The organism is Roseovarius confluentis, assembly GCF_002917925.1.
Lineage (GTDB): Bacteria > Pseudomonadota > Alphaproteobacteria > Rhodobacterales > Rhodobacteraceae > Roseovarius > Roseovarius confluentis.
Genome location: NZ_PPFE01000017.1, coordinates 28,625 through 49,411, shown reverse-complemented (window position 1 = coordinate 49,411; position 20,787 = coordinate 28,625). Strand labels below are relative to the sequence as shown.

Genomic DNA, 20,787 nt, shown 5'->3' with positions numbered 1-20,787 from the left:
CGCCCGCGATCAAACGCCTCACCTTCACCGATTGCTGCTACCATCGCTGTTGAGATCATTGGACCGATACCGGGCACCGTCATGACATTCACGCAGTTCTCTTCGGTTCGACTGATCTCTTCGATCTCCTGCGTCACCTTCTCGATCCGATCATCCATCCACATCCAGTCACCGTAGAGACCGATCAGAATAGACCGCATACGCGGCGATATTTCGTCTTTGCGTTCTTCCAGGATCGTCTCGAACGAGTTCTTCAAGGCGCGCAGCCCCTTTCGAACAGTAATGCCTTGCTCAATCAGAAACGCGCGGATCTGATTGATCGTCGCTGTTCGACGAGACACCAGCCGTGATCTGACGCGGTGCAGTGCTTGCAGGTCGAGCTGGTCCTGGCTCTTCTCGGAAACCGTCTGCAGGTTGGGCCGAAGCGCGGCTTCGGCGATTGCCTCAGCGTCGTTGTAGTCGTTCTTCTGCCCTTTGTTGAAAGGCTTCACATAGATCGCAGGGATGATCCTTGGCTCAAAGCCCATCTCGCGCAATGTCCGGCTCACAAAGTGTGCGCTCAGGCATGCCTCCATGCCCACAATACAACGTGGCAACTTCTCAAAGGTTGCCACCAACGCTAATCGCTTGATCTGCTTTCGCAGAACCCGCTGCCCCAAATGATCGAAACCCACCAAATGGAATGTGTCCTTGCCGATATCGACACCAATCGACATCAGTCCATCAAAGCCTATCTTCGCCATGCTACTTCTCCTATCTGCAGAAATAGGCAGAGCCTAACCTGCTGGGTGAAGCAGCCGGTACATCCCATTAGCGGACATTCATGGTATATGTTGCGAAGGTCCGGTCAGCTCCAATCCAGTGCAGGCATCACGACCGGACCCCCAATTCCACGGCGTTCGGTTGTACCGCTCCGGGCAACAAGTCGCGTCAGGGAATTATTTCCAACTCAGCTATTTTGTCTCCTTCCAGACGGAACAGATACCGCAGATCGACCGGACTCCCCGGGAAATTGCCAACGAGATGGCTGGTTACGATAATGCGATCTCCTTCCTCGGTCAGCGAGAATGGTTCCACGGTGTAGGTATATTGCGTCGAGGCGTTGGCCATCCACTGCCGTATCGCCTCCCGACCCTTGTACGTATTGCCTTCATCGACAACGATCGCGTTATCGGTAAAGCATTCCGCTAGCGCGTGCGCGTTGCCCTTTTTGTCGGCCGAGAAATATTGGGCGATCACTGCCGGTAGTTCGAGCTTCATCATCATTCTCCTGTTGCGGTCCAAGGCGCGACAACCCTCTGACGGCCGCGCCAACAGGTAACCTAAGTGAAGATGAAAATTCGATAATAGGGATAAAACTACACGCCGAATTCCAGAATTCAGGATAATCAGTCTGCCGTAACCTCCCGGACATTATCCCGGTTTTCAAGACAGCGCATGCCATTTAATCCATATTTTCCAAACACACGACGTCCCTTAAATTTTCCAGAAAGAAACATTCAGCAATAAATCTGGAGCTCAGATCATGACCGATTTTCTCAACCTTACTGGTAAGCGCGCACTCGTGACCGGGGGCACCCAAGGTGCCGGAGCCGCGACTGTTGAACTGCTGCAAACGCTCGGCGCAAAAGTCCTGACGACCGCGCGCTCGCGCCCTGAGCTGATGAATGCAGACGCATTCGTCGCCGCAGACCTGACGACACCGAAAGGCTGCAAGACGGTTGCCGATGCGGTCCGGGAAGAACTGGGCGGCATCGACATCGTCGTCCACATGGTCGGCGGGTCATCCGCGCCGGGCGGCGGCCACGCGGCGCTCGATGACGATCAGTGGCAAACAGAGCTCGACCTGAACCTCTTTCCTTCGGTTCGGCTTGACCGAGTGTTGGTGCCCGAGATGGTGGCCCAAGGCCATGGTGTCGTCATCCACGTCACCTCGATCCAACGCGTCCTGCCTCTGCCGGAGGCGACGACAGCCTATGCCGCGGCCAAAGCCGCTCTTTCCGCCTACAGCAAAAGTCTGTCCAAGGAGGTCTCTCCGAAAGGCGTCCGGGTCCTGCGCGTTTCTCCCGGCTGGATCGAAACCGAGGCATCGGTGCGTCTCGCCCAGCGCCTCGCCGAAGAGCAAGGAACCGACTTCGAAGGCGGCAAGCAGATCATCATGCAGTCGCTCGGTGGCATTCCCATCGGCCGCCCGACCAAACCGCAAGAGGTCGCAAGCCTGATCGCCTTCCTGGCGTCGGACCGCGCGGCCACGATCACGGGCGCCGAGTACACCATCGACGGCGGTACCGTTCCGACCGTTTGAGCGCCCGTCTCTTTGCGCGTCGGAACCCATAACCCCGGCGCCGGGCCGAATGGCCAACTTGCGGCGTCGCATCGTCCATTCCGGTGAACGGTGAAACCACCGATGGTGGTCTGTTCGCTGTGTGCCGCAACAACCACCACAGCCATCCCACGGAGAACCCTGCATGGACACCAATCCGACCCTGACGCGGCACGACCTCGCCGTCTTGGACAACCAGAAAGCCCTGCGCCGAGCGCTTCGCCCCGAATATGACTTCATCGTCTGTGGCGCCGGGTCCAGCGGCTCGGTCGTCGCGGCTCGGCTGGCCGAACAGCCGGAAGTCAGCGTTCTCCTGCTCGAGGCCGGCGGCGACGATACGGCAGACACGGTCTCCAACCCGGCCCTGTGGCCCCTGAACCTCGGCAGCCAGCGCGACTGGGGGTTCTCGGGCGAACCCTGCCCGACCCTCAATGGCCGCAGGCTTCCGCTCAGCATGGGCAAGGGCCTGGGCGGTGGATCGAGTATCAACGTCATGGTCTGGGCCCGGGGCCACAAGGAAGACTGGGATCACTTCGCCGCCAAATCCGGCGACGCCGCCTGGGGGTACCGGTCCATCCTCGGCTACTACCGCCGCATCGAGGATTGGCAAGGCGCGCCCGACGCCGAACGGCGCGGCACGGGTGGCCCTGTCCACGTCGAACAACCCGCCTCGCCCCAGCCCGTCGCCCGCGCGATGCTCGAGGCTGCCAGGCACATGGGCATCCCGGTCTTCGACAGCCCGAATGGGGCGATGATGGAAGGCGTCGGCGGGGCCGCTATCGCGGATCTTCGCATCCGCGACGGCTGGCGCCAGTCGGTGTTCCTCTCCTACACCCACCGCGTGATGCACCAGCCCAACCTGACCGTTCTGCCTGGCGCCCTCGTCTACCGCATCCTGCTGGATGGCACGTCGGCCACAGGCGTCGAAGTCCTGCTCGACGGCAAGCCCCGGCAGTTCCGCGCGCGCTGCGAGACCATCCTGTCGCTTGGCGCCATCCAGACCCCGAAAGTCCTAATGCAATCGGGCATCGGCCCCGAGGACGAGCTTGCCGCTCATGGCATCCGGACCGTGCGCGACCTTCCCGGCGTCGGCCGCAACCACCAGGACCACCTCGCCTTCGGCTGCACCTGGGCCTATCACAAGCCCGAGGGCGTCGGCGGCGGCGGGTGCGAGGCCACGCTCTACTGGCAAAGTTCTGCGCGCCTCCAACAGCCCGATATCCTGCAATGCCAGCTCGAATTCCCGGTGCCCGCGCCAGATGAAGCGGGCATCGAAACGCCGCCCCATGGCTGGACCATGTTCGCGGGCCTGGCCCAGCCGAAAAGCCGGGGCCGCCTGCGGCTGTCGGGGCCAGATGCCGACGATCCGCTCCTGATCGAGCCGAATGCGCTCAGCGAACCCGAGGACCTCGAAACCGCATTTGCCGCCGTCGAGATGTGCCGCGAGATTGGCAACCACGCGGCCTTTAGTCCGCTCGTTCGGCAGGAGGTCGCGCCCGGCGGCCGAAATCGAAAGGCGATGGCCGATTTCATCCGCAAATCGGCAGTCACATACTGGCACCAGTCCTGCACCGCCAAGATGGGACGGGACGAGATGTCGGTCGTCGACCATCAGCTCAAGGTCTATGGCATCGACAACCTGCGCATCGCTGATGCCTCGATCATGCCCCGCATCACCACCGGCAACACGATGGCCCCCTGCGTGGTGATCGGAGAGCGTGCCGCCGACATGATCCGCCAGCAACACGGTCTGGCGCGAGCCGAACTACCCCTGGCAGCCGGGGCATGAACAATCCCCGCCGCGGATCGGGGGCACGACATCCTCCGGTCCGCATGATCCGGCGCATCCAAATCAAACGTACAATGACACCGCCTGAGTCCGGACTGCGCCAGCCGACATCGCCCTCCATGCCGCAAGGCCACGCACCGACAACCCGCTTTCTTCGAATCCGGAACTGTGCCTTAGATGATGCAGCAAGGCGCATCAGAACGCCCGAGACCTGCGGAAACCCGAACAATGCCGGAAGATTCTTTTAGCCCGGACCTCGATCGGATCGATCGAAACATTATGCGTGCGCTTCAGAAAGATGCGCGGATGGCCAATTCAGACCTGGCTCGACTGGTGAACGTCAGCGCCGCGACATGCCACCGCCGCACCCAGCGTCTGATCGAACAGAAATACATCTCGTCCGCCCGCGCGCAGATAGCTCCGGCCTGCGTGGGGCTCGGGACGCTCGTGATGGTCGGAGTCGTGCTGGACCGGTCCACCCCCGAAAGCTTTTCCGAGTTCGAGAAGACCGTCGGAGGAATGAAAGAGGTCCTGGATTGCAACCTGGTAGCCGGGGATTTCGACTATCTGCTCAAGATCAGGACACGGGACATGGAAGGTTTCAACCTGTTGCACGGCCGCAAACTCATCACCCTGCCGGGCGTTCGCCAGATCCGCACTTTTTTCGTGCTGAAAGAGGTCAAGGACAACGCGCCCTTGGCATTCTGAAAGAGCCCCCCGTGGCCGGCGTCCCGCAACGCTGGCGACCCGGCGGCCACCGGATCGCACGCCCACCGTCACGCCGCCCTGACCCGACGCACCACCTGCGCCCATGTGGCCATCCGCGCCCCCTGGTGCCTTGCCGCATGCAACGTCGTCTCGGGAAGGGGCGCACCTTGTCCGTCGGTGAAGCTGGTGCCGTACGGGTTTCCCCCGGCGGCATGAATCGCAGGATCCGTATACCCCGGAGGCACCATGATTGCGCCCCAGTGATAGAACACGTTGTGCAGCGCCAGAAGGGTGGATTCCTGCCCACCATGCACGTTCCCGGCCCCTGTGAAGGCACTCACGACCTTGTCGGTCAGCTTCCCGTTCATCCACAGGCCGCCGCAGGTATCCAGGAACTGCTTCAACTGCGCCGCCGGCAGGCCGAAACGCGTCGGCGTGCCGAAAACGAAGCCATCCGCCCATTCCAGATCCGAGTGGGTGGCAACGGGAACTTCACGCGTTGCCTCAAGGTGTTTCCGCCATGCCGGGGTGGCATCTATTGCCGCGTCGGGTGCCAGTTCCGCCACCCGCCGTATCCTGACCGCGGCGCCGAGCTTTTCGGCGCCGGCGGCGATTTCCTGTGCTATCGTGAATGTGTTGCCGGTACTGCTGTAATAGACGATTGCCAGCCGGACGGGATCTTGATCTGTCATGTCGCTTTCCTTTGTTTGACGCGTGGAAAGCTATGTGCGCGCACCAGTCTGCACTACGGCGTCAAATTTCATTTCACTGTCTGCCCGGATGGACAATCACATGTCTAAGACGCCCAGCCTCGATGACCTCGCCCGCTTCAGGAAAGTCGTCGACAAAGGCTCTTTCGCAGCCGCCGCCCGGGATCTCGGCATTCCCAAAAGCACCCTCAGCAAAGCCATCGCACGGCTGGAGCAGGATCTGGGCGTGCGCCTGCTCGAGCGAACGACGCGCAACATGCGGCCCACCGAAACCGGGCGGATCGTGGCGGATCACGGCAAGACGATGGTCGACGCATTCGATGCGGCCCGGCACGCGGCAAGCGACACCGACGGGCCGTCGGGCCGCATCCGCGTCGGGTGTCCGCCGGGCCTGTTGGATGATCTGCTGGATGAAGTCGTAGCCGATTTTCTCATCGACTTTCCCAAGGTCCGGATCGAACTGGTCGCGATGGCGGGCCCGCTCGACCTCGTCAGGGACGATGTGGATATTACGATCCGCGCGCGGTCGCAGGTCGAGGCCGGCGCCTCTCACGTCGTGCGGCGGCTCGGCGTGTCGCGTGGCATCCTTGTTGCCGCGCCGTCCCTTGCCGGTACGAGCCAACTGCGGACGCCTCGGGATCTGCAGACCATACCGACCTTGTGCCTGCCCGGCGACAACCGCGTATGGGAGCTTTTCGACCGGGATGGCACAGCCCATACCATCGACGTCTCTCCACGGCTGGTCACGAGCGACATCGCCACCCTGCGGCACGCTGCAATCAGGGGGCTGGGCGTCGCGCTGCTGCCCGAACATGCCTGTATGCCGGATATTGTAGGCGGCCAGCTGATGCGAGTGTTGCCCGACATCTCGACCGTCGAGGGCACGATCTACGCCGTGTTCTCACGCGACACCGCAAGGGCCTCGGCGCTTCGCGCCTTCATCGACCACCTTGCCAGCGCCTTCGCCATCGCCCCATTCCGGCGATAGCCCGGCCAATCTTCACACCGCCCGGGCCGAGCGGGCCAGCTCGCGTGCAAGATCAACGAATACCTTGAACGCGGCCGGCGGGTTGCGCCGGCTGGGGTAATACAGGCACAGCGGCGCAACCGGCGGGGTCCAATCGTCTAGGATCCGCACCAGTCGGCCCGCCGCGATATCCGCGCGCACGTTCGACTCCATGAAATAGCCGATGCCCACTCCATCGAGGACCGCGGTGCGCGCCAGGCTGGCCTCGTCCAGAGTCAGTGGCCCGTCCACGTCCACATGCACCGGCTGGCCCTCGGATTCGAACTGCCAGCGATACAGCGCGCCGTTCGGCAGGCGGACGCGAATACAGGTATGCGCCTTCAGGTCGGCCGGAACGCGCGGCACATCCCGGTTCGCAAAATAGGACGGTGCGGCGACGACGGCATGCCGCCGCGCTGGCCCCAATGGAATCGCGATCATGTCCGACGGTACGAGGGTTTTGCTGCGCACCCCGAAATCGAACCCGTCCGCCACGATGTCCACAAGACTCCCTTCGGTCACGAGATCGACCTGAACTTGGGGAAACCGCTTCAGGAACTCCAGGATCAGTGGTTCAAGAATCTCCTGCGCAGCGGTGACGAAGGTGTTGATACGCACGGTGCCGGAAGGTGTTTCCTGTTGCGATCGGACCGTGTCCAGAGCCTGGTGGATATCCCGCACCGCCGGGCTGACCTGATCGACAAACCTGTGCCCCGCCTCGGTCAGTGAGACACTGCGCGTCGTGCGATTGAACAGGCGCACGCCCAGTTGTCCTTCCAGCTTGGAAATCGCATTGCTGAGCGCGCTCGTTGACATTCCCATGTCGAGTGCCGCAGCCCGGAACGATCCTCTGCGGCTGATCGCGAGCACGGCATCGAAGTCGGTCAGCTTGTAGTTTTTCATTGTCCTGAATTCCGCAATTCAACATCTCACTTTATCCTAATTATCAAAACGGCGTCAAAAGCATAATTTACGGTCACGCATCAACTGACCGAAAGGAGCAGACAGCACAAAAGCTTACCCGAACCGGCGCTGATTCGAGCGAGCCGGACATGAAATATTCTTTCAAATATTGGGTAAGCCTTGGCCGAAAAAACGCCAATCTTCAATCATGCTGCAGCGTATCCAGCAAACCATACGCCAAAGTTGCAAGCACCCGTCAGCGTCAAAACGCTACGATGCCGACGCCTGCGACAGGGATGCCATCCAGTAAAACAGACCGGAGAGCCGCCCTCCCACGGCCTTTATGGACCTCTGCCAATATCAACCAAAGGAACATTCAAATGTCCAAGAAACTCAGAACTGCCGTCGCCGCCGCTGCCGCCGCCGCGACCATCACGACCAGCGCAAACGCGCAAGAGACGATCCTGTCTGAACAGCCGGTCAAATCCGTCGTCCTCGTTCACGGCGCCTTTGCAGACGGGTCGGGCTGGCGCGGCGTGTACGACATCCTCACCGCGCGCGGCTACCGTGTCAGCATCGTTCAGAACCCGCTGACCTCTCTCGCAGATGACGTGGCTGCCACCGACCGCATCCTTGACCGTCAGGACGGTCCGGCTATACTCGTCGGGCATTCCTACGGCGGAACGGTCATCACCGAGGCGGGCATCAACCCCAAGGTTGCAGGCCTCGTCTATGTCTCCGCGCTGGCCCCAGACGTGGGCGAGACCACGGGCGACCAATTCTCTGACATCCCCGCCCCGCCAGAATTCATCATCGAGACCGGCGATGACGGGTTCGGCTTCGTCAACCTCGAAGAGTTCAAGATTGGCTTTGCCGGCGACACCGCCGATGCGGACGCTGCCTTCCTGCGGGACAGCCAGGTGCCCATCAACATGGAAATCTTCGGAACGCCGGTGAAACACGCTGCGTGGAAGGAAAAGCCGAGCTGGGCCGTAATCGCAAGCGAGGACAAGGCCATCGACCCGAAACTGCTGCGCCACACCGCCGACCGGATCGGAGCTGTGTCTGTCGACGTACCCGGCAGCCATGTCGTGTTTCTGACCAAGCCCGACGAAGTCGCCGACGTGATCGATACGGCGGCCCGCGCCGCCGGCGGCAGCTGATTTGGCAATCTCCTGCGGCAGGGCCCGCTTCGCCGCAGGAACCCGAAACCTGTTCACAGAAAATCTCACTTGGGGAAATCACCCCAGCAATGGAGCCAACCATGTCCCATGTGAAAGTGAAATCCATACTTTCTTGGAGCGCGATCCTATTTCTCATCTCGGTCGCGGCCGTTGCCGTCGCCTCTTGGATCATCAATGTAGACAGTTTCACCGGCGGTCACGTCCAGGCCAACCGTACCTGCAAGCTCCCAAAATCCGACCCGTGTCAATTGGTCATCTCGGGAAATCGCCATGTCCGGACCTGAACCAATCCGGCTCACCCGTCGCTGCGCGATTGCCGGTGGCACGGGCCTGTTGATTGCAGCGACCACACCGCTGCTGACCGCTTCGGGCCTGCGGGCCGAAACATCTCCCTCCATCAAAGGACCTCAGACCATGACCTACATTTCCGCCGACGACGGCACGCAGATTTTCTACCGCGACTGGGGCCCGCGCGACGCGCAACCCATCGTGTTCCACCACGGCTGGCCCCTGACGGCCGACGAATGGGACGCCCAGATGCTCTATTTCCTCGACAAGGATTTTCGCGTGATCGCCTTCGACCGGCGCGGACACGGCCGCTCGGACCAGACCGAAACCGGTAACGAAATGGACACCTATGCCGCCGATGTCATCGCCCTGACCGACGCGCTGGACCTCAAGGCGGCCGTGCATGTGGGCCATTCCACCGGCGGTGGAGAGGTCGTGCACTACGCCGCCCGTGCCAAGCCCGGACGCGTCTCGAAGCTGGTGCTGATCGGTGCCGTGCCGCCGGTCATGGTGAAGAAGAACAGCAACCCCGACGGCACGCCGCTGGACGTGTTCGACGGCTTCCGCGAGGCGCTTGCCGCGAACCGGCCGCAATTCTACCTCGACGTGGCATCGGGCCCGTTCTATGGCTTCAACCGCCCGGACGCGGAGGTCAGCGAAGGCTTGATCCGCAACTGGTGGCGGCAGGGGATGCAGGGCTGCGCCAAGGCGCACTTCGACTGCATCAAGGCCTTCTCCGAAACCGACTTCACCGAGGACCTCAAGGCGATCCAACTGCCGACGCTGGTGATGCATGGCAGCGACGATCAGGTCGTGCCCAAAAAGTCCTCTGCCGCGAGGACGGTCGAGATCATGCCTAACGCCACGCTCAAGGTCTATGACGGCGCCTCTCATGGCATGGCGGCGACGATGGCTGAAGCGATCAACGCGGACATCTTGGGCTATTTGCAGTCCAGTTAACGAACCGCACCGATCTGGCGCAAAACGCGCCAGTTCGGGCCTCGCTTGTCAAGCTTTCCCCAACTCTCCCCAGGGGAAGCTATTGAAAGTTCAACCCGTATTGAGCCCATTTCATTGAAACGCTGTGCCTTTGAGCCACCGATCGGTACTGGAAGAGCATTAGAAACTCCCACTCCAACTGACCGATGGCATCCAGACAGGCTGTAACTACCTTTCTACATTTGATCGACTGCACTTTTACATACATGTCGGACGTTGGAGCTACGTGCAGAGAACGACGGCTTCCCGCCCTTTTCGACCAAGTCGGTTCCAGGCCCTTGCCGGCCATTCAAGAGTCTGGCGACCAACGGCGGCTTAGGGCCGATGCTACCCTGAGCATGCAATCATGACACTCACGCCTTCCCGGGCGGCGTCGCACGGTATACATGATTGCGGCACTTAGGGGCAGACGAACGCATGACCTGTAATTGAGCGAAGCCTATTCAGCTTTTTCAGTTTCATCGGAATCTCCAGCCGGTCGCAATGTCGCATGCGTTCGTTCCGCTTGGCGTTCCAAATTATGCCCGCGTCTCACTTCAGGACCACGCCTCAGGGTCGAGTCGCATCTTTCAGAACATCTCTGAGCCCCTCTTCGGCCAAAAGACCCTCCGCTATAGCGATCTGAGCCAGTGATTTTTTCTCTTTCAGAGAGCGTTTGGCAAGTTGCGCGACCTTTTCGTACCCAAGACGGTGCAGGAATACGGTAGAAACACCGAATGACGAGGCGAGGTTTTCGTAGGATCGGTCCTGGTCAATACTAAGCCCGGACACACACGTGCGCGCAAAAACAGTGCTGGCGCGGGTCAGCAGCCCGAACTGGTCGAACAGCGATTGCGCAATGACCGTTTCGAAATGGTTGATTTCCATCTGTCCCGCCTGGCAGGCCATCGTGATGGTGCCGTTCAACCCGTGAACCTGGAACGAGACCTGCTGAACCTGCATCGGGATGACCGGGTTGACCTTTCCGGCCATGATGGACGACCCCGGCTGGACCGGCGGAAGGTGAATCTCGCCGATCCCGGACGCCGCATCGCTGCTGAGGATGACCAGGTCGGCGGCGATGCGGCCGAGATTGGTGGCAAGCCCTGCCAGTTCACCCGACAGGCGCTGGAACCCGTCTGTGCCCTGCATTGCAGCGAACATATCGCTTGGTCCTCGAACATCGAAGCCGAAGCTTTCCTTTAGCGCGGGTAAGATTTCCGCTTCATAGCCATCAACACGGCCAAGCCCCGTGCCGATGGCAGTGCCGCCCATCGGCACCGTCTGGAGATCGTCGACCGCACGCTCCAGCGTCCTCAGGGCGCCTTCCAAAAGCGCCGCATAGCCGTCGAACAACTGGCCATATGTCATCGGTTGCGCGGCCTGCATACAGGTCCGGCCTGTTCTCAGCACGTCCCGTGACACCTCCGCTTGTGCGCGAAACGCCGAGACGAGTTCCCCCACCGAGGATTTCAGACCCGGCAACAGAAGGACGGCAGCCAGTTTGATCGCGGTAGGGATCACGTCATTGGTCGACTGGCTGCGGTTGACGTGATCGTTGGACCGGATCGGTCCAGTCCGCTCGTCGCCCAGTATCTGGTTCGCGCGGCTCGCTATCACCTCGTTGAAGTTCATGTTCAGCGACGTGCCGCCAGAGCCTTCCGCCATCGGAACAACGAATTGCGACCAGTGTTCTCCGGCCGCAATTTCATCGCATGCCGCTATAATGGCGTCTGCCTCGCGCACGGGCAAACCGGACGCCCGGCGATTGGCCAGTGCGGCGGCCCGCTTGACCTTGGCCATGGCGCATATGAATTCCGGATAGGCCGACAGGGCCGGACCGAACCCGCGGAAATTCTCCGCTCCACGCGCAGCGTTCGCTCCGTAGAGCGCATCTGCGGGCACTTCGAGCCGACCGAGACTGTCGGCGACCTCTTTCATGATCACATCACGTTCCAGCATTTGATCGTCCGTCAGAGAATTTGGCTGAGGAACTCGCGGGTGCGCGGGTCTTTTGCCTGGTCAAAGAAAGTGGCCGGCGGACCGGACTCGACGATCACGCCCTTGTCCGTGAAATAGACACAGTCCGCAATCTCGCGGGCGAAGCCCATTTCGTGCGTGACGAGGATGCAGGTCATACCTTCCGATGCGAGTGTCTTGATGGTCTGGAGGACTTCCTTGACCGTCTCGGGATCCAATGCCGCGGTGACCTCGTCGAACAGCATCACGTCCGGGTTCATGGCAAGTGAGCGTGCGATCGCCACCCGCTGCTGCTGCCCCCCTGAAAGCTCTCCTGGAAAACTGTCTTCCTTGCCTTCAAGACGCACCTTCTTGAGCAGGGCTCGCGCACGTTCCTCGACTGCCTTGCGATCCTGTTTGAGCACCTTGATCGGCGCCATCATGACATTCTGAAGCGCCGTCTTGTGTGGAAACAGGTTGTATTGCTGGAACACCATGCCGACCTTCTTGCGAAGCTCGAGCTTGTCCAGCTTCGGGTCACTGACCTCCTGGCCCTCGACGGAGATAGATCCCGACTGAATGTCGTTGAGCGCGTTGATGCACCGGATGAGGGTCGACTTGCCCGAGCCGGATGGCCCGATGATGCAGACGACTTCGCCCTTTCGAACGTCCATCGTGATTCCACGAAGGACTTCGGTGTTCCCGAAAGATTTGTGAACGTCCTTCAGGGAAATGATCGGTTGATCACTTGTCCAGGCCATGAGTTCCTCGCTTCAGAGTTGCACGGAAAATTTGCGTTCCAGCCGCCGGGTGAACGCGCTGATTGGATAGCAATAGATAAAGAACCAGCAGAGGATGTAGAGGTACATCGGTATCAGCAGGTCCACGCGGCCTTCGGCACTGAGCGCAGCGCGCGTCAGCGCCATCACGTCATTCACGCCGACGATCGAAACCAGCGGTGTCGCCATGGTCAGAACGGCATAAAGGTTCATCCAGGAGGGCAGGATTCGCTTGACGGTTTGCGGAAGGATGATCTCCCGCATCGTCTGTGCCCGGTTGAACCCCAGAGATTCCGCCGACTCCCACTGACCCTCCGGGATCGACATGATGGCACCCCGGACATATTCCGACATGTAGGCCATGACCGGAAGGGAAAGCCCCAACACAGCCTTGATCCAGCCCGGAAACGGCACTTCGGTACCGAATATCTCTATCTGGAACGGGATCAACAGAATGCAGTAGAACAACAGGACCAGCCAGGGCGAATTCCGAAAGAACTGCGTGATGGCCCAGGAGACCTGGCGCACGAACCGCAACGGAGAGACCTGCAGGATACCCAGCCCGACGCCAAGCACCGTTCCGACGGCCATCGAGCAGATCGAGATCAGCACGTTGAAGGCGAAGCCGGACCCAATCGTCGGCGTCCATTCCAGAAGAATTTCAATAATGCTGCGTTGGCTTTCACCGTCCTGCTGCGCGAGCGCCGGAGTCACAAGCGCGACTGCACATGCCACGAACAGAAGAGCGGCCGTCCAGAGATTGAATACCCTGTCGGTCAGCGGCAGCGGCTCTCCGGTACTGCGCATCGGGAGAAGTACGGGCAGATGCCCTTTGACGGGTACGGTGGGTCTTGTCGGATACAGCATGATTACCTCCCGTAGCCCGGAATGCGCAGCTTCTTCTCCCAATGGTGCAGCACCCAGACGAGTACGGCGACAATTCCCACGTAGGAGAGCAGCAGAACGTTCATCATTTCCTGGACGTTCAGGTCTTCCGACCAGATCTGGGCAGCCACGTAAAGGAGTTCGGGGACCGCGATGGCATAGGCAAGCGTGGTCGTCTTGACCAGGTTCACGAGGTTCGTGCCAAGCGCGGGCAGCGAAATGCGCACCGCCAGAGGCAGCACGATGTCCTTGTAGATCTGCAGCCTCTTGTATCCCAGTGCCTCTGCGGCCTCGATTGTGGACTTCGGAACAGCCTCGATGCCGGCCCGGAAAATCTCGACGTTCAAAGCGCCGGCAAAGAGCGACAGAGAAATGATCGCCCAACCGAAATTGCTGACCAGTGGTTCAGGCCGCCCATCGTCGCCCGTGATCTGAAGGACCGTGCCGATGGCGAAATAGAAAAAGTAGAGCTGGACCAGCGGCGGCGTGTTCCGAAAGAAGGCCACGAAGAAACCTACAAGCACCCGCACGGTACGGGACTGCGCGCCTTGCGCTGCCGCACCCACAGCGCCGACGACCAGCGACAGGACGATTGAGATGACCGAAAGTTGAACGGTCATCCACAAACCTGCCAGGTACCGCCCGCGGTTGTATTCATCGCTGACAACCGTGAGGTTGAAAAACCAGTCCGGTCGCAACCACTCTATGACACTTGTAGAATCCATTGCTCGTCGTCGTCCTGAAATGGAACCGGCGGCGAAGCGCTCGCCGCCGGAAAGTCAAATGGCGAAAAGGGTTATTTGAACTTTTCGTGCATTTCCTGAAGGAACGGGCTCGGTGCGATACCATTCGCCTCGTTCCGCTCGATGAGGAAACCGGTCTTGTGCCAGTCCGTGACGATCTCGCTCATTTTCTCGCCATAGGCTCCGTCCAGTTCTTCAAGCGGAACGGCGATGGACCAGGCCTGCGGATCCTCGGTCTCGAATGGCATCTCGTAATCTGCCCATTGTTCGTCCGACGCCAGCTGCGACTCGATCCACGTGTTGTCGTAAAGGAACGCCACGCAGTTGCCGTTCTGCAAGGCCGAGGTAACCTCGGGAATACCGGCGAACGCCACGAGGTTCGGGCCGTAAAGCTGCGTCACGCGCTTGTTGTAATAGGAGCCCTGAAGCGCGCAGACGTCACGCCCCTCCAGGTCCGACCACTCTTCGAGCCCGACGGACTTCGGTGCCAGAACATTGGTGCCCCCGGCGTAGTAGTTCGGCTGGATCATACCGACGACCTCGCGGCGATCCTCGTTGTCACCCATCGTTGCAATGATCAGGTCGATGCGGCCCTGGCTGAGAAACTGCATCCTGTTCGATGCAACCACGGGGACGAGTTCCAGTTCGACCCCGAGACGCTCGGCCACGTCGCGGGCCAGGTCAATCTCCAGCCCGGCCAGTTCACCGTCGGACGTCAGGTAGCCCCAGGGCTTGTAGTCCTGCTTTACGCCGACGACGATTTCGCCGTCTTCCTTGATGTCTTCCAGCTGATCGGCCTGCACCTGACCACAGACCAGCGCCAGCGCCGCGCTGGCCAACGTCGTTGTGATGTAACGACTCATTGTACGTCCTCCTGTTGTGTTTGAGCACGGTCGATGCCGTGATATTTGAAGCACTGAAGGTGATTTCGAATGTTTTGTCTACCCATCTCGTGAAACAAATGTAATAATTTTGGTGGAAAAAATTACTTTGTATTTTTTCGCATCAAGAGAGGCCGAAGTTGGACAACCCGAAGGATACCATTCGCGACCGTCTACCCGATTTGTCGAAGAAGCTGACGCATGTCGCCCGCTTCGCGCTCGACAACCCTGACAGAATTGCATTCGATTCGATGCGCGCAATTGCGTCAGATTGCGATGTTTCTCCGGCAACGCTGCAAAGACTGGCCAAGGCACTGGATTACGAGAGCTACGCCGCATTGAGAGCCGCGTTTCAGGCCAGCGTTTCCAACGGCAGGGGGTTTGGTGCCCGGGTGGGCAGGCTCCGGAACTCTTTCGGCGACAGCTCAAGCAGCGAACTGATCCGAGACCTGACAGAGTCGGTGCACGGCAACCTCGCGACAACGGCCGACCTTCTCGATGCGGAAGCGATCGACGCTTTCGCCAAATCGGTACACCAAAGCAGGTGCACCTATCTTCTTGCGTCCGGATCGCTGTATTGGCTTTCGGGACTTATGGAAGTCACCGGCAGCATGGCGCTTCCGAATTTCGTGGCATTGCACGGGGGCCTTGTCGATTTGACCGAACGCTTGGCCGTCATTGACGAGGCGGACAGCATGTTGGTGTTTTCAGTTTCCCCCTACGCCGTTCAGACGACGCGCGCCGTTCAATATGCACACTCGAAAGGTGCAAAGATATTTGCCGTGACCGATCGGCCCAGTTCACCGCTCGTGCCATATGCCGATACGACATTCTACGCACCGACAACGAGCCCGCACTATTACCCGTCTCTGGTTTCCGTTCTGTTCATGATCGAAACTTTGCTTGCGGCAGCAGCGTCCGTTGCCGACGTAAGTTCAGATGCTCGGCTAAGAGAGATTGAAAAAATACGCGATGAAAGCGGTCTCTACCTCGATTGAAGAACGAAAGCACTTCCTGCCGATTGCAGGCAATCAACCATGCCACAGTGTCTGCAAGGACGTGGAGCTCTTGCCGTGACAGGAACCACAAGGCGGACCCTTGTAAGTGGTTTTCTTAAATACGTGCTCGAGAACCGCGTCCGTCCTGAATGCGTGGCGGTCGCAGTCTCCTCTTGCGCAAACCTGATGCAGCCGGCATGCCCGATCCGCTTGCCTGGCCTGCGCGGAGACCGGGATCGTTCAGACCCCGGCCCCCTTGCTCGAATGCCTCCTGCCCGCATTGGCTACCTTGTCCCGTCTGACCTTCCGCCATAGCAGAGCGCATCGTGACCAGCGAAGCGCGGACATATTCGTGACTGGGTTGCCTATTCTTGCTCTCCACTTTTTTAGTGGAGCTTCGTTGGATCGGGGTGGTCGATCGGTGTCGGCAACGTGGCCGGATGGTAACCTGACATGCCCATCATGCGCCGCAGTGTCAGGCCGAACTCCTGCGCAAGCGCCACAATGACAGCGGCCATATCGGGCCGGACAAGGTTCGCAGCCATCAAAAACGCATCCTCGCGCTCGCCATCCGCAGCGTGGGCCACGATGTTGGCGAACGTCGCCTCGTCGCCGCCCAGGCACCTGCACTGCGCGTGGTGCCGCACCAATGGGCGGCGGCCATGCTTGGCACACATGCTGCACAGCTGTTCAAAATTCTGCAATTCCCTGCGTCCCGCCCTGGGGCCGAGAGCCGTTGCGAAATCATTCCAGACAAGGCTTTGCGCTTCCGGCCCGTCGCACCACATGCGCAAATAGATTACGGCGCTCGCCTCGACCGGATCGAGATCTTGAAGGATACCGACGGGTGCGCCGCCACGGCGTTCAGATGGATTCATCATTTCGTAAGGATCAATTTGCCGGCGCGCGTGATGCGCAGCGTGTAAACCTGATCATAGAGCTGGATATGCGCCAGCCCGCCGCCATCGGTCAGCTTGCTCGCATAGTGCAGCGGGATCGTATCGACCTCGGTCGCGCCGATGAGCAATTTGTTGTCTAAGGCACCCATTCCGCCCTCCTGTTTTCCGTGGTTTCCGCGCCCTGTAAATGCTGCCGGGCACGACGTCGGAGGATCGGGATGCTTCGACCTGGTTGCCAAAGCGGTTCCGGTGCCCCTCCTGAAACTCGAATGTATCGGGCGGTCCCTCGGACAAGCCTTCGGGATTGGCTGGATTTGTCTAATCTGACTTTTTTAGTCGGAATTGTCAATCCACTGGAATCGTAGCCCTCACAAGTACTTAAATATTTCCCCGATGTTCTCCGGGATTCTCGCCGTACTTACCCTGGAGGTGCTGGTTCCGATGATTCGACATGCAGGTCTCGAAAGGTCCGGTCTATTCCGGCGACCCGGATACGGCAGGCACCCGGCGATGCAAGTGCGGAGCGGCCCCGGTACAGGACCGTCGGTCAAGGACAGTTGATAATCTTTCCGGATGAGAATAGTTTACGGGTAGCGAGGCAGTGCCCAGCCAATACGTATCAATGGCGGAGCGATGTCCTTTCATCCCAGAATGTATGCTGCTGTCCGCGGGTTCGACCCGCTGGACGAAATGCGCTGCCTACGGTTCGACGACATGGTCGTCGACTATTGGCATGTGCAAGGACAGTCCCGCGCCACCGGACGGTATGTCTCGATGTACCCACGCCTTGTTCTTGTCCTCGATGACCGTGCACTGTCCCTCTCACGCGGGAAAGACGCCGCATCCAGCGCCGCCGCCGCATGCTACATTCCGGCAGGCGTGCAGGTCTGGGCCAGCCTCGACGAACCTGGCGATCTCAGACACATCGACATTCATCTTTCGATGCCGCGCCTCAAGTCGCTTGCAGGGGCCGGCGCGCCCCTCGACAGGATGCTCGTTTTCCCATCGCTCGGGCCGCTGGCCCCGCTCGTGCGCGTCCTACAGGACGAATGCGTGTCGATCCGCCCGTCCATGCACCGCGTCGACAGGCTGGTCAGCGCCATCGTACAAGAGGTATGCCTGATCGACCGGGCCGGCCTTGGCGATGGCGACAAGGGGGACGCCTGGCTCCACGCCATGCGCGCGCATGTCTTCGAACGAATGGAAAATCGGATCGCTGTGGATGATCTGGCCGCGTTGTCCGGCCTGTCCCGGACGCATTTCAACCGGGTCTTCCGCAAACGCACAGCCATGTCGCCACATGCTTGGGTCACAGGGATCAAGATCGATTACGCCAAGCGCCTCCTGTGCCGCGGACTGCCGCTTGCCGAGGTGACAAACGTAACCGGGTTCGCCGACCAGGCCCACTTTTCCCGCAGTTTCAAGCTGGGAACCGGCCAATCACCGGGAGCATGGGCAAAGGCGAATCCGCCCGGGCAGGATGGTCCGATTATTCAAGACAATTCTTCCTGATAATTTTAATCGGGTATCCTGAAGCACTTTGCGCGCTCCCTCTTCCCCGCCCGGGAGGATGGGTGACCCGACGTGACATCTGAAAGAGAAGGATGCCGATATGGCCAAAACGATAAACCGCCGCCTTGGCATGGCCAGGCTCAGCAGCGCAGCGCTGATGCTGCTGGGAACCGCTGCGGTTTCAAACGCCCAGCCCGCTGATGAAACGCTGGATCTCGGGACGATCACCCTGCGCAACCAGGAAGACGCCACCGGTCCCGTGGGCGAGGACAAGAACCCGCCAACCGTCACGGGCAGCAAGGTACCGCTCACCGTGAACGAGATACCGCAGTCGGTCTCTGTTCTCGGGCGCGAGAAGATCGAGCGTTTCGGCGCCAACCGCGTCAGCGAGGCCCTGCGCTATTCCGCGGGTGTGACAGCGGACGTGTTCGGCGACGACAATGACTATGACTGGCTGCGCATTCGAGGCTTCCAGGCCGACCAGACCGGGATCTATCTCGACAACGCGCAGAACCTCTCATTCGCCTTCGGCTCCTTCTTCATCGACCCCTACACGCTGGAACGCGTCGAGGTCCTGCGTGGCGCATCCTCGGCTCTCTACGGTGGCTCGAACCCGGGCGGCATCGTCAATTACGTGTCCAAGCGCCCGGGCGGCCGGATCCGGGAACTGACATTCGGCGTCAACGACGCGACCGCCGGCTGGGTCGAGTTCGACTACGGCGACGACATCGGCGACTCGAGCTCTTATCGCCTGACCGGGCGCCTCGAAGGCGGCGACAAGTACGATGCGTTCAATGATGGCGTGCGCGGCACCTTCGCGCCGGCCTATCGGTTCAGGACCGATGGTGGCACCGAGGTCACCCTGCTGGCCAACATCCACATCGCCGACGAACACCACAACGGAAGCACGTTCCTGCCCTATCAGGGCACGGTCGTGCCCACCCCGCAATTCGGCTATATCGATCCCGACGCGAACTTCTCGGACCCGGACTGGGACAAGTACGAACGGCGGCAAGCCTCGTTTTCTGCCATCGTGGAACGCGAACTCGACAACGGCTTTACCTTCACCGGCATCGGGCGCCTGGGCTATGCCGATGTCCACGAGCGCTACTACTATCCCTTCGGGTACAATGGGTTTGCCACCGCGCCCAGTGATCCGCAGGGCACGCTCAGCCTCATAGCTTTCGAGCACGACACGCAGGTCTACACCGCCCAGACCGATCTGCGCTACTACGGAACGGTCTCGACCGGGTCGGTCGATCATGACCTCCTCTTCGGCCTTGACGCTCGTTACTACGAGATCGACGAAATCCAGGCCTCGGGCCTTGGCAGCAATACCGTGGTCAATCCGACGCCCCCCGGAACGCCGGTCATCGGCGCGCCCTACCAGGACGCCACGACCACCCAGCGTCAGATCGGTTTCTACGTGCAGGATCAGATGCGCTGGGGCAGTGGATGGATCGGCACACTCAACCTGCGGCATGACTTCGTTGAAACCAAGCAGCGTGGCTCGACCAACTTCAGCCGCAGCGACAGCGAAACGTCCGGGCGCGTGGCCATCTCCTATGAAGCCGCGTCGGGCTTCACACCTTATCTCTCCTACTCGACGTTCTTCAATCCGCTGATCGCATCGCCCGCCGCCGGCGTGACCCGCCCGGAAACCGGCGACCAGGTCGAGCTCGGGTTCAAATGGGCGCCTCTGGACGGCAATTTCTCGTTCACCGGCGCGGCGTTCCAGATCGATCGCGAAGGGGTTGTCGTCGGTGTCGCGCCCAACCAGACACAGCTGGGCGAGGTGCGCTCGCGCGGCCTCGAGTTCGAGGCGGAATACGACTTCGGCAACGGGCTTTACCTCCAGGCTGCCGCAAGCTTCATCGACGCGGAAATCCGCGAGGACGCGAACCCGGCCCTTGTCGGCACGACACCGACGCTCATTCCCGAGACCGAGCTGTCGCTCTTTGCCAGCTACGATTTCGCGGGTCCGCTTGACGGCCTGAAAGTCGGGGCCGGCGTGCGTCACCAGGGCGAAAGCTTTGCCGACCCGACCAACACGTTCAAGGTGTCCAGCGCAACCCTCTACGACGCTTTCGCAACCTACCAGGTACGCGACGGACTCGAAGCCAATCTTGCCGTCACCAATATCGGCGACAAGCGCTACGTCACCGGCTGCCAGGATCTCTATACCTGCTCCTACGGCTCCGGGCGCGAGATCAGCCTGTCGGTCACCTCCCGCTTCTGAGAA

Annotated in this window: 20 protein-coding genes; 9 read left to right on the top strand and 11 right to left on the bottom strand. The window is 60.5% G+C overall.

Annotated elements, in window-relative coordinates; all coding sequences use genetic code 11:
• Both C2I35_RS21610 and C2I35_RS21605 read right to left on the bottom strand, forming a co-directional pair.
• Window positions 1–743, bottom strand: a 743-nt coding sequence (locus tag C2I35_RS21610; protein WP_103765114.1) for an IS110 family RNA-guided transposase, incomplete at its 3' end; no start/stop codon positions are given.
• 187 nt (window positions 744–930) lie between these two features.
• Window positions 931–1,260, bottom strand: coding sequence for a nuclear transport factor 2 family protein (locus C2I35_RS21605; RefSeq protein ID WP_103765118.1), 330 nt, complete (start codon window positions 1,258–1,260; stop codon window positions 931–933).
• A 265-nt stretch (window positions 1,261–1,525) separates the two neighbouring features.
• Between C2I35_RS21605 and C2I35_RS21600 the strand changes: the two genes are divergently transcribed.
• From C2I35_RS21600 to C2I35_RS21590, 3 genes are all read left to right on the top strand, one after another.
• On the top strand, window positions 1,526–2,305 hold the full coding sequence (locus tag C2I35_RS21600; protein WP_103765113.1) for an SDR family oxidoreductase: 780 nt from the start codon (window positions 1,526–1,528) through the stop codon (window positions 2,303–2,305).
• Window positions 2,306–2,468: 163 nt separating this feature from the next.
• A complete protein-coding gene (locus C2I35_RS21595; protein ID WP_103765112.1) occupies window positions 2,469–4,112 on the top strand; it encodes a GMC family oxidoreductase in 1,644 nt (547 codons plus the stop codon).
• Window positions 4,113–4,289: 177 nt separating this feature from the next.
• Complete coding sequence (locus C2I35_RS21590) at window positions 4,290–4,820, top strand: Lrp/AsnC family transcriptional regulator (protein WP_342749731.1); 531 nt, start codon at window positions 4,290–4,292, stop codon at window positions 4,818–4,820.
• 68 nt (window positions 4,821–4,888) lie between these two features.
• On the opposite strand, the gene wrbA is transcribed toward C2I35_RS21590, so the two are convergent.
• Window positions 4,889–5,512, bottom strand: coding sequence for an NAD(P)H:quinone oxidoreductase (gene wrbA / locus C2I35_RS21585; RefSeq protein WP_103765110.1), 624 nt, complete (start codon window positions 5,510–5,512; stop codon window positions 4,889–4,891).
• Between the two features lie 100 nt (window positions 5,513–5,612).
• Here wrbA and C2I35_RS21580 point away from each other — a divergent pair, with 100 nt between their 5' ends.
• Complete coding sequence (locus C2I35_RS21580) at window positions 5,613–6,518, top strand: LysR family transcriptional regulator (protein ID WP_170067282.1); 906 nt, start codon at window positions 5,613–5,615, stop codon at window positions 6,516–6,518.
• 12 nt (window positions 6,519–6,530) lie between these two features.
• Here the strand turns inward: C2I35_RS21580 and C2I35_RS21575 are convergent, their stop codons facing one another.
• Window positions 6,531–7,439: a LysR family transcriptional regulator gene (locus C2I35_RS21575; protein WP_103765108.1), complete on the bottom strand. Its 909-nt coding sequence runs from the start codon at window positions 7,437–7,439 to the stop codon at window positions 6,531–6,533.
• A gap of 380 nt (window positions 7,440–7,819) precedes the next feature.
• On the opposite strand from C2I35_RS21575, the gene C2I35_RS21570 reads away from it, so the two are divergent.
• Together C2I35_RS21570 and C2I35_RS21565 are read left to right on the top strand one after the other, a co-directional pair.
• Entirely contained in the window at window positions 7,820–8,602 is a 783-nt protein-coding gene (locus C2I35_RS21570) for an alpha/beta fold hydrolase (protein WP_103765107.1), read from the top strand.
• Between the two features lie 291 nt (window positions 8,603–8,893).
• On the top strand, window positions 8,894–9,871 hold the full coding sequence (locus C2I35_RS21565) for an alpha/beta fold hydrolase (protein ID WP_103765106.1): 978 nt from the start codon (window positions 8,894–8,896) through the stop codon (window positions 9,869–9,871).
• A 588-nt stretch (window positions 9,872–10,459) separates the two neighbouring features.
• Here the strand turns inward: C2I35_RS21565 and C2I35_RS21560 are convergent.
• The 5 genes from C2I35_RS21560 to C2I35_RS21540 form a co-directional block, all read right to left on the bottom strand.
• Window positions 10,460–11,830, bottom strand: a complete 1,371-nt coding sequence (locus tag C2I35_RS21560) for a lyase family protein (RefSeq protein ID WP_245890597.1) — start codon at window positions 11,828–11,830, stop codon at window positions 10,460–10,462.
• A 32-nt stretch (window positions 11,831–11,862) separates the two neighbouring features.
• Entirely contained in the window at window positions 11,863–12,609 is a 747-nt protein-coding gene (locus tag C2I35_RS21555; protein WP_103765105.1) for an amino acid ABC transporter ATP-binding protein, read from the bottom strand.
• 12 nt (window positions 12,610–12,621) lie between these two features.
• Window positions 12,622–13,494, bottom strand: coding sequence for an amino acid ABC transporter permease (locus C2I35_RS21550; RefSeq protein WP_170067281.1), 873 nt, complete (start codon window positions 13,492–13,494; stop codon window positions 12,622–12,624).
• A 2-nt stretch (window positions 13,495–13,496) separates the two neighbouring features.
• Window positions 13,497–14,237 carry an amino acid ABC transporter permease gene (locus C2I35_RS21545; protein WP_103765103.1) on the bottom strand — a complete coding sequence of 247 codons (741 nt, stop codon included), beginning with the start codon at window positions 14,235–14,237 and terminating at the stop codon, window positions 13,497–13,499.
• Window positions 14,238–14,308: 71 nt separating this feature from the next.
• Window positions 14,309–15,118 (bottom strand): transporter substrate-binding domain-containing protein, encoded by an 810-nt coding sequence (locus tag C2I35_RS21540; RefSeq protein ID WP_103765102.1) that lies wholly within the window; start codon window positions 15,116–15,118, stop codon window positions 14,309–14,311.
• A 158-nt stretch (window positions 15,119–15,276) separates the two neighbouring features.
• On the opposite strand from C2I35_RS21540, the gene C2I35_RS21535 reads away from it, so the two are divergent.
• On the top strand, window positions 15,277–16,134 hold the full coding sequence (locus C2I35_RS21535) for a MurR/RpiR family transcriptional regulator (protein ID WP_103765101.1): 858 nt from the start codon (window positions 15,277–15,279) through the stop codon (window positions 16,132–16,134).
• 386 nt (window positions 16,135–16,520) lie between these two features.
• Here C2I35_RS21535 and C2I35_RS21530 read toward each other — a convergent pair whose 3' ends face one another.
• Window positions 16,521–17,015, bottom strand: coding sequence for a hypothetical protein (locus tag C2I35_RS21530; RefSeq protein WP_245890594.1), 495 nt, complete (start codon window positions 17,013–17,015; stop codon window positions 16,521–16,523).
• Window positions 17,012–17,182: a hemin uptake protein HemP gene (gene hemP / locus C2I35_RS21525; protein WP_103765100.1), complete on the bottom strand. Its 171-nt coding sequence runs from the start codon at window positions 17,180–17,182 to the stop codon at window positions 17,012–17,014. Before hemP ends, C2I35_RS21530 begins: the two co-directional genes overlap by 4 nt.
• A 484-nt stretch (window positions 17,183–17,666) precedes the next feature.
• Between hemP and C2I35_RS21520 the strand changes: the two genes are divergently transcribed.
• Together C2I35_RS21520 and C2I35_RS21515 are read left to right on the top strand one after the other, a co-directional pair.
• Window positions 17,667–18,545, top strand: a complete 879-nt coding sequence (locus tag C2I35_RS21520) for a helix-turn-helix domain-containing protein (RefSeq protein WP_103765099.1) — start codon at window positions 17,667–17,669, stop codon at window positions 18,543–18,545.
• Between the two features lie 100 nt (window positions 18,546–18,645).
• Window positions 18,646–20,784 (top strand): TonB-dependent siderophore receptor, encoded by a 2,139-nt coding sequence (locus C2I35_RS21515; RefSeq protein WP_245890593.1) that lies wholly within the window; start codon window positions 18,646–18,648, stop codon window positions 20,782–20,784.
• Window positions 20,785–20,787: the final 3 nt, after the last annotated feature.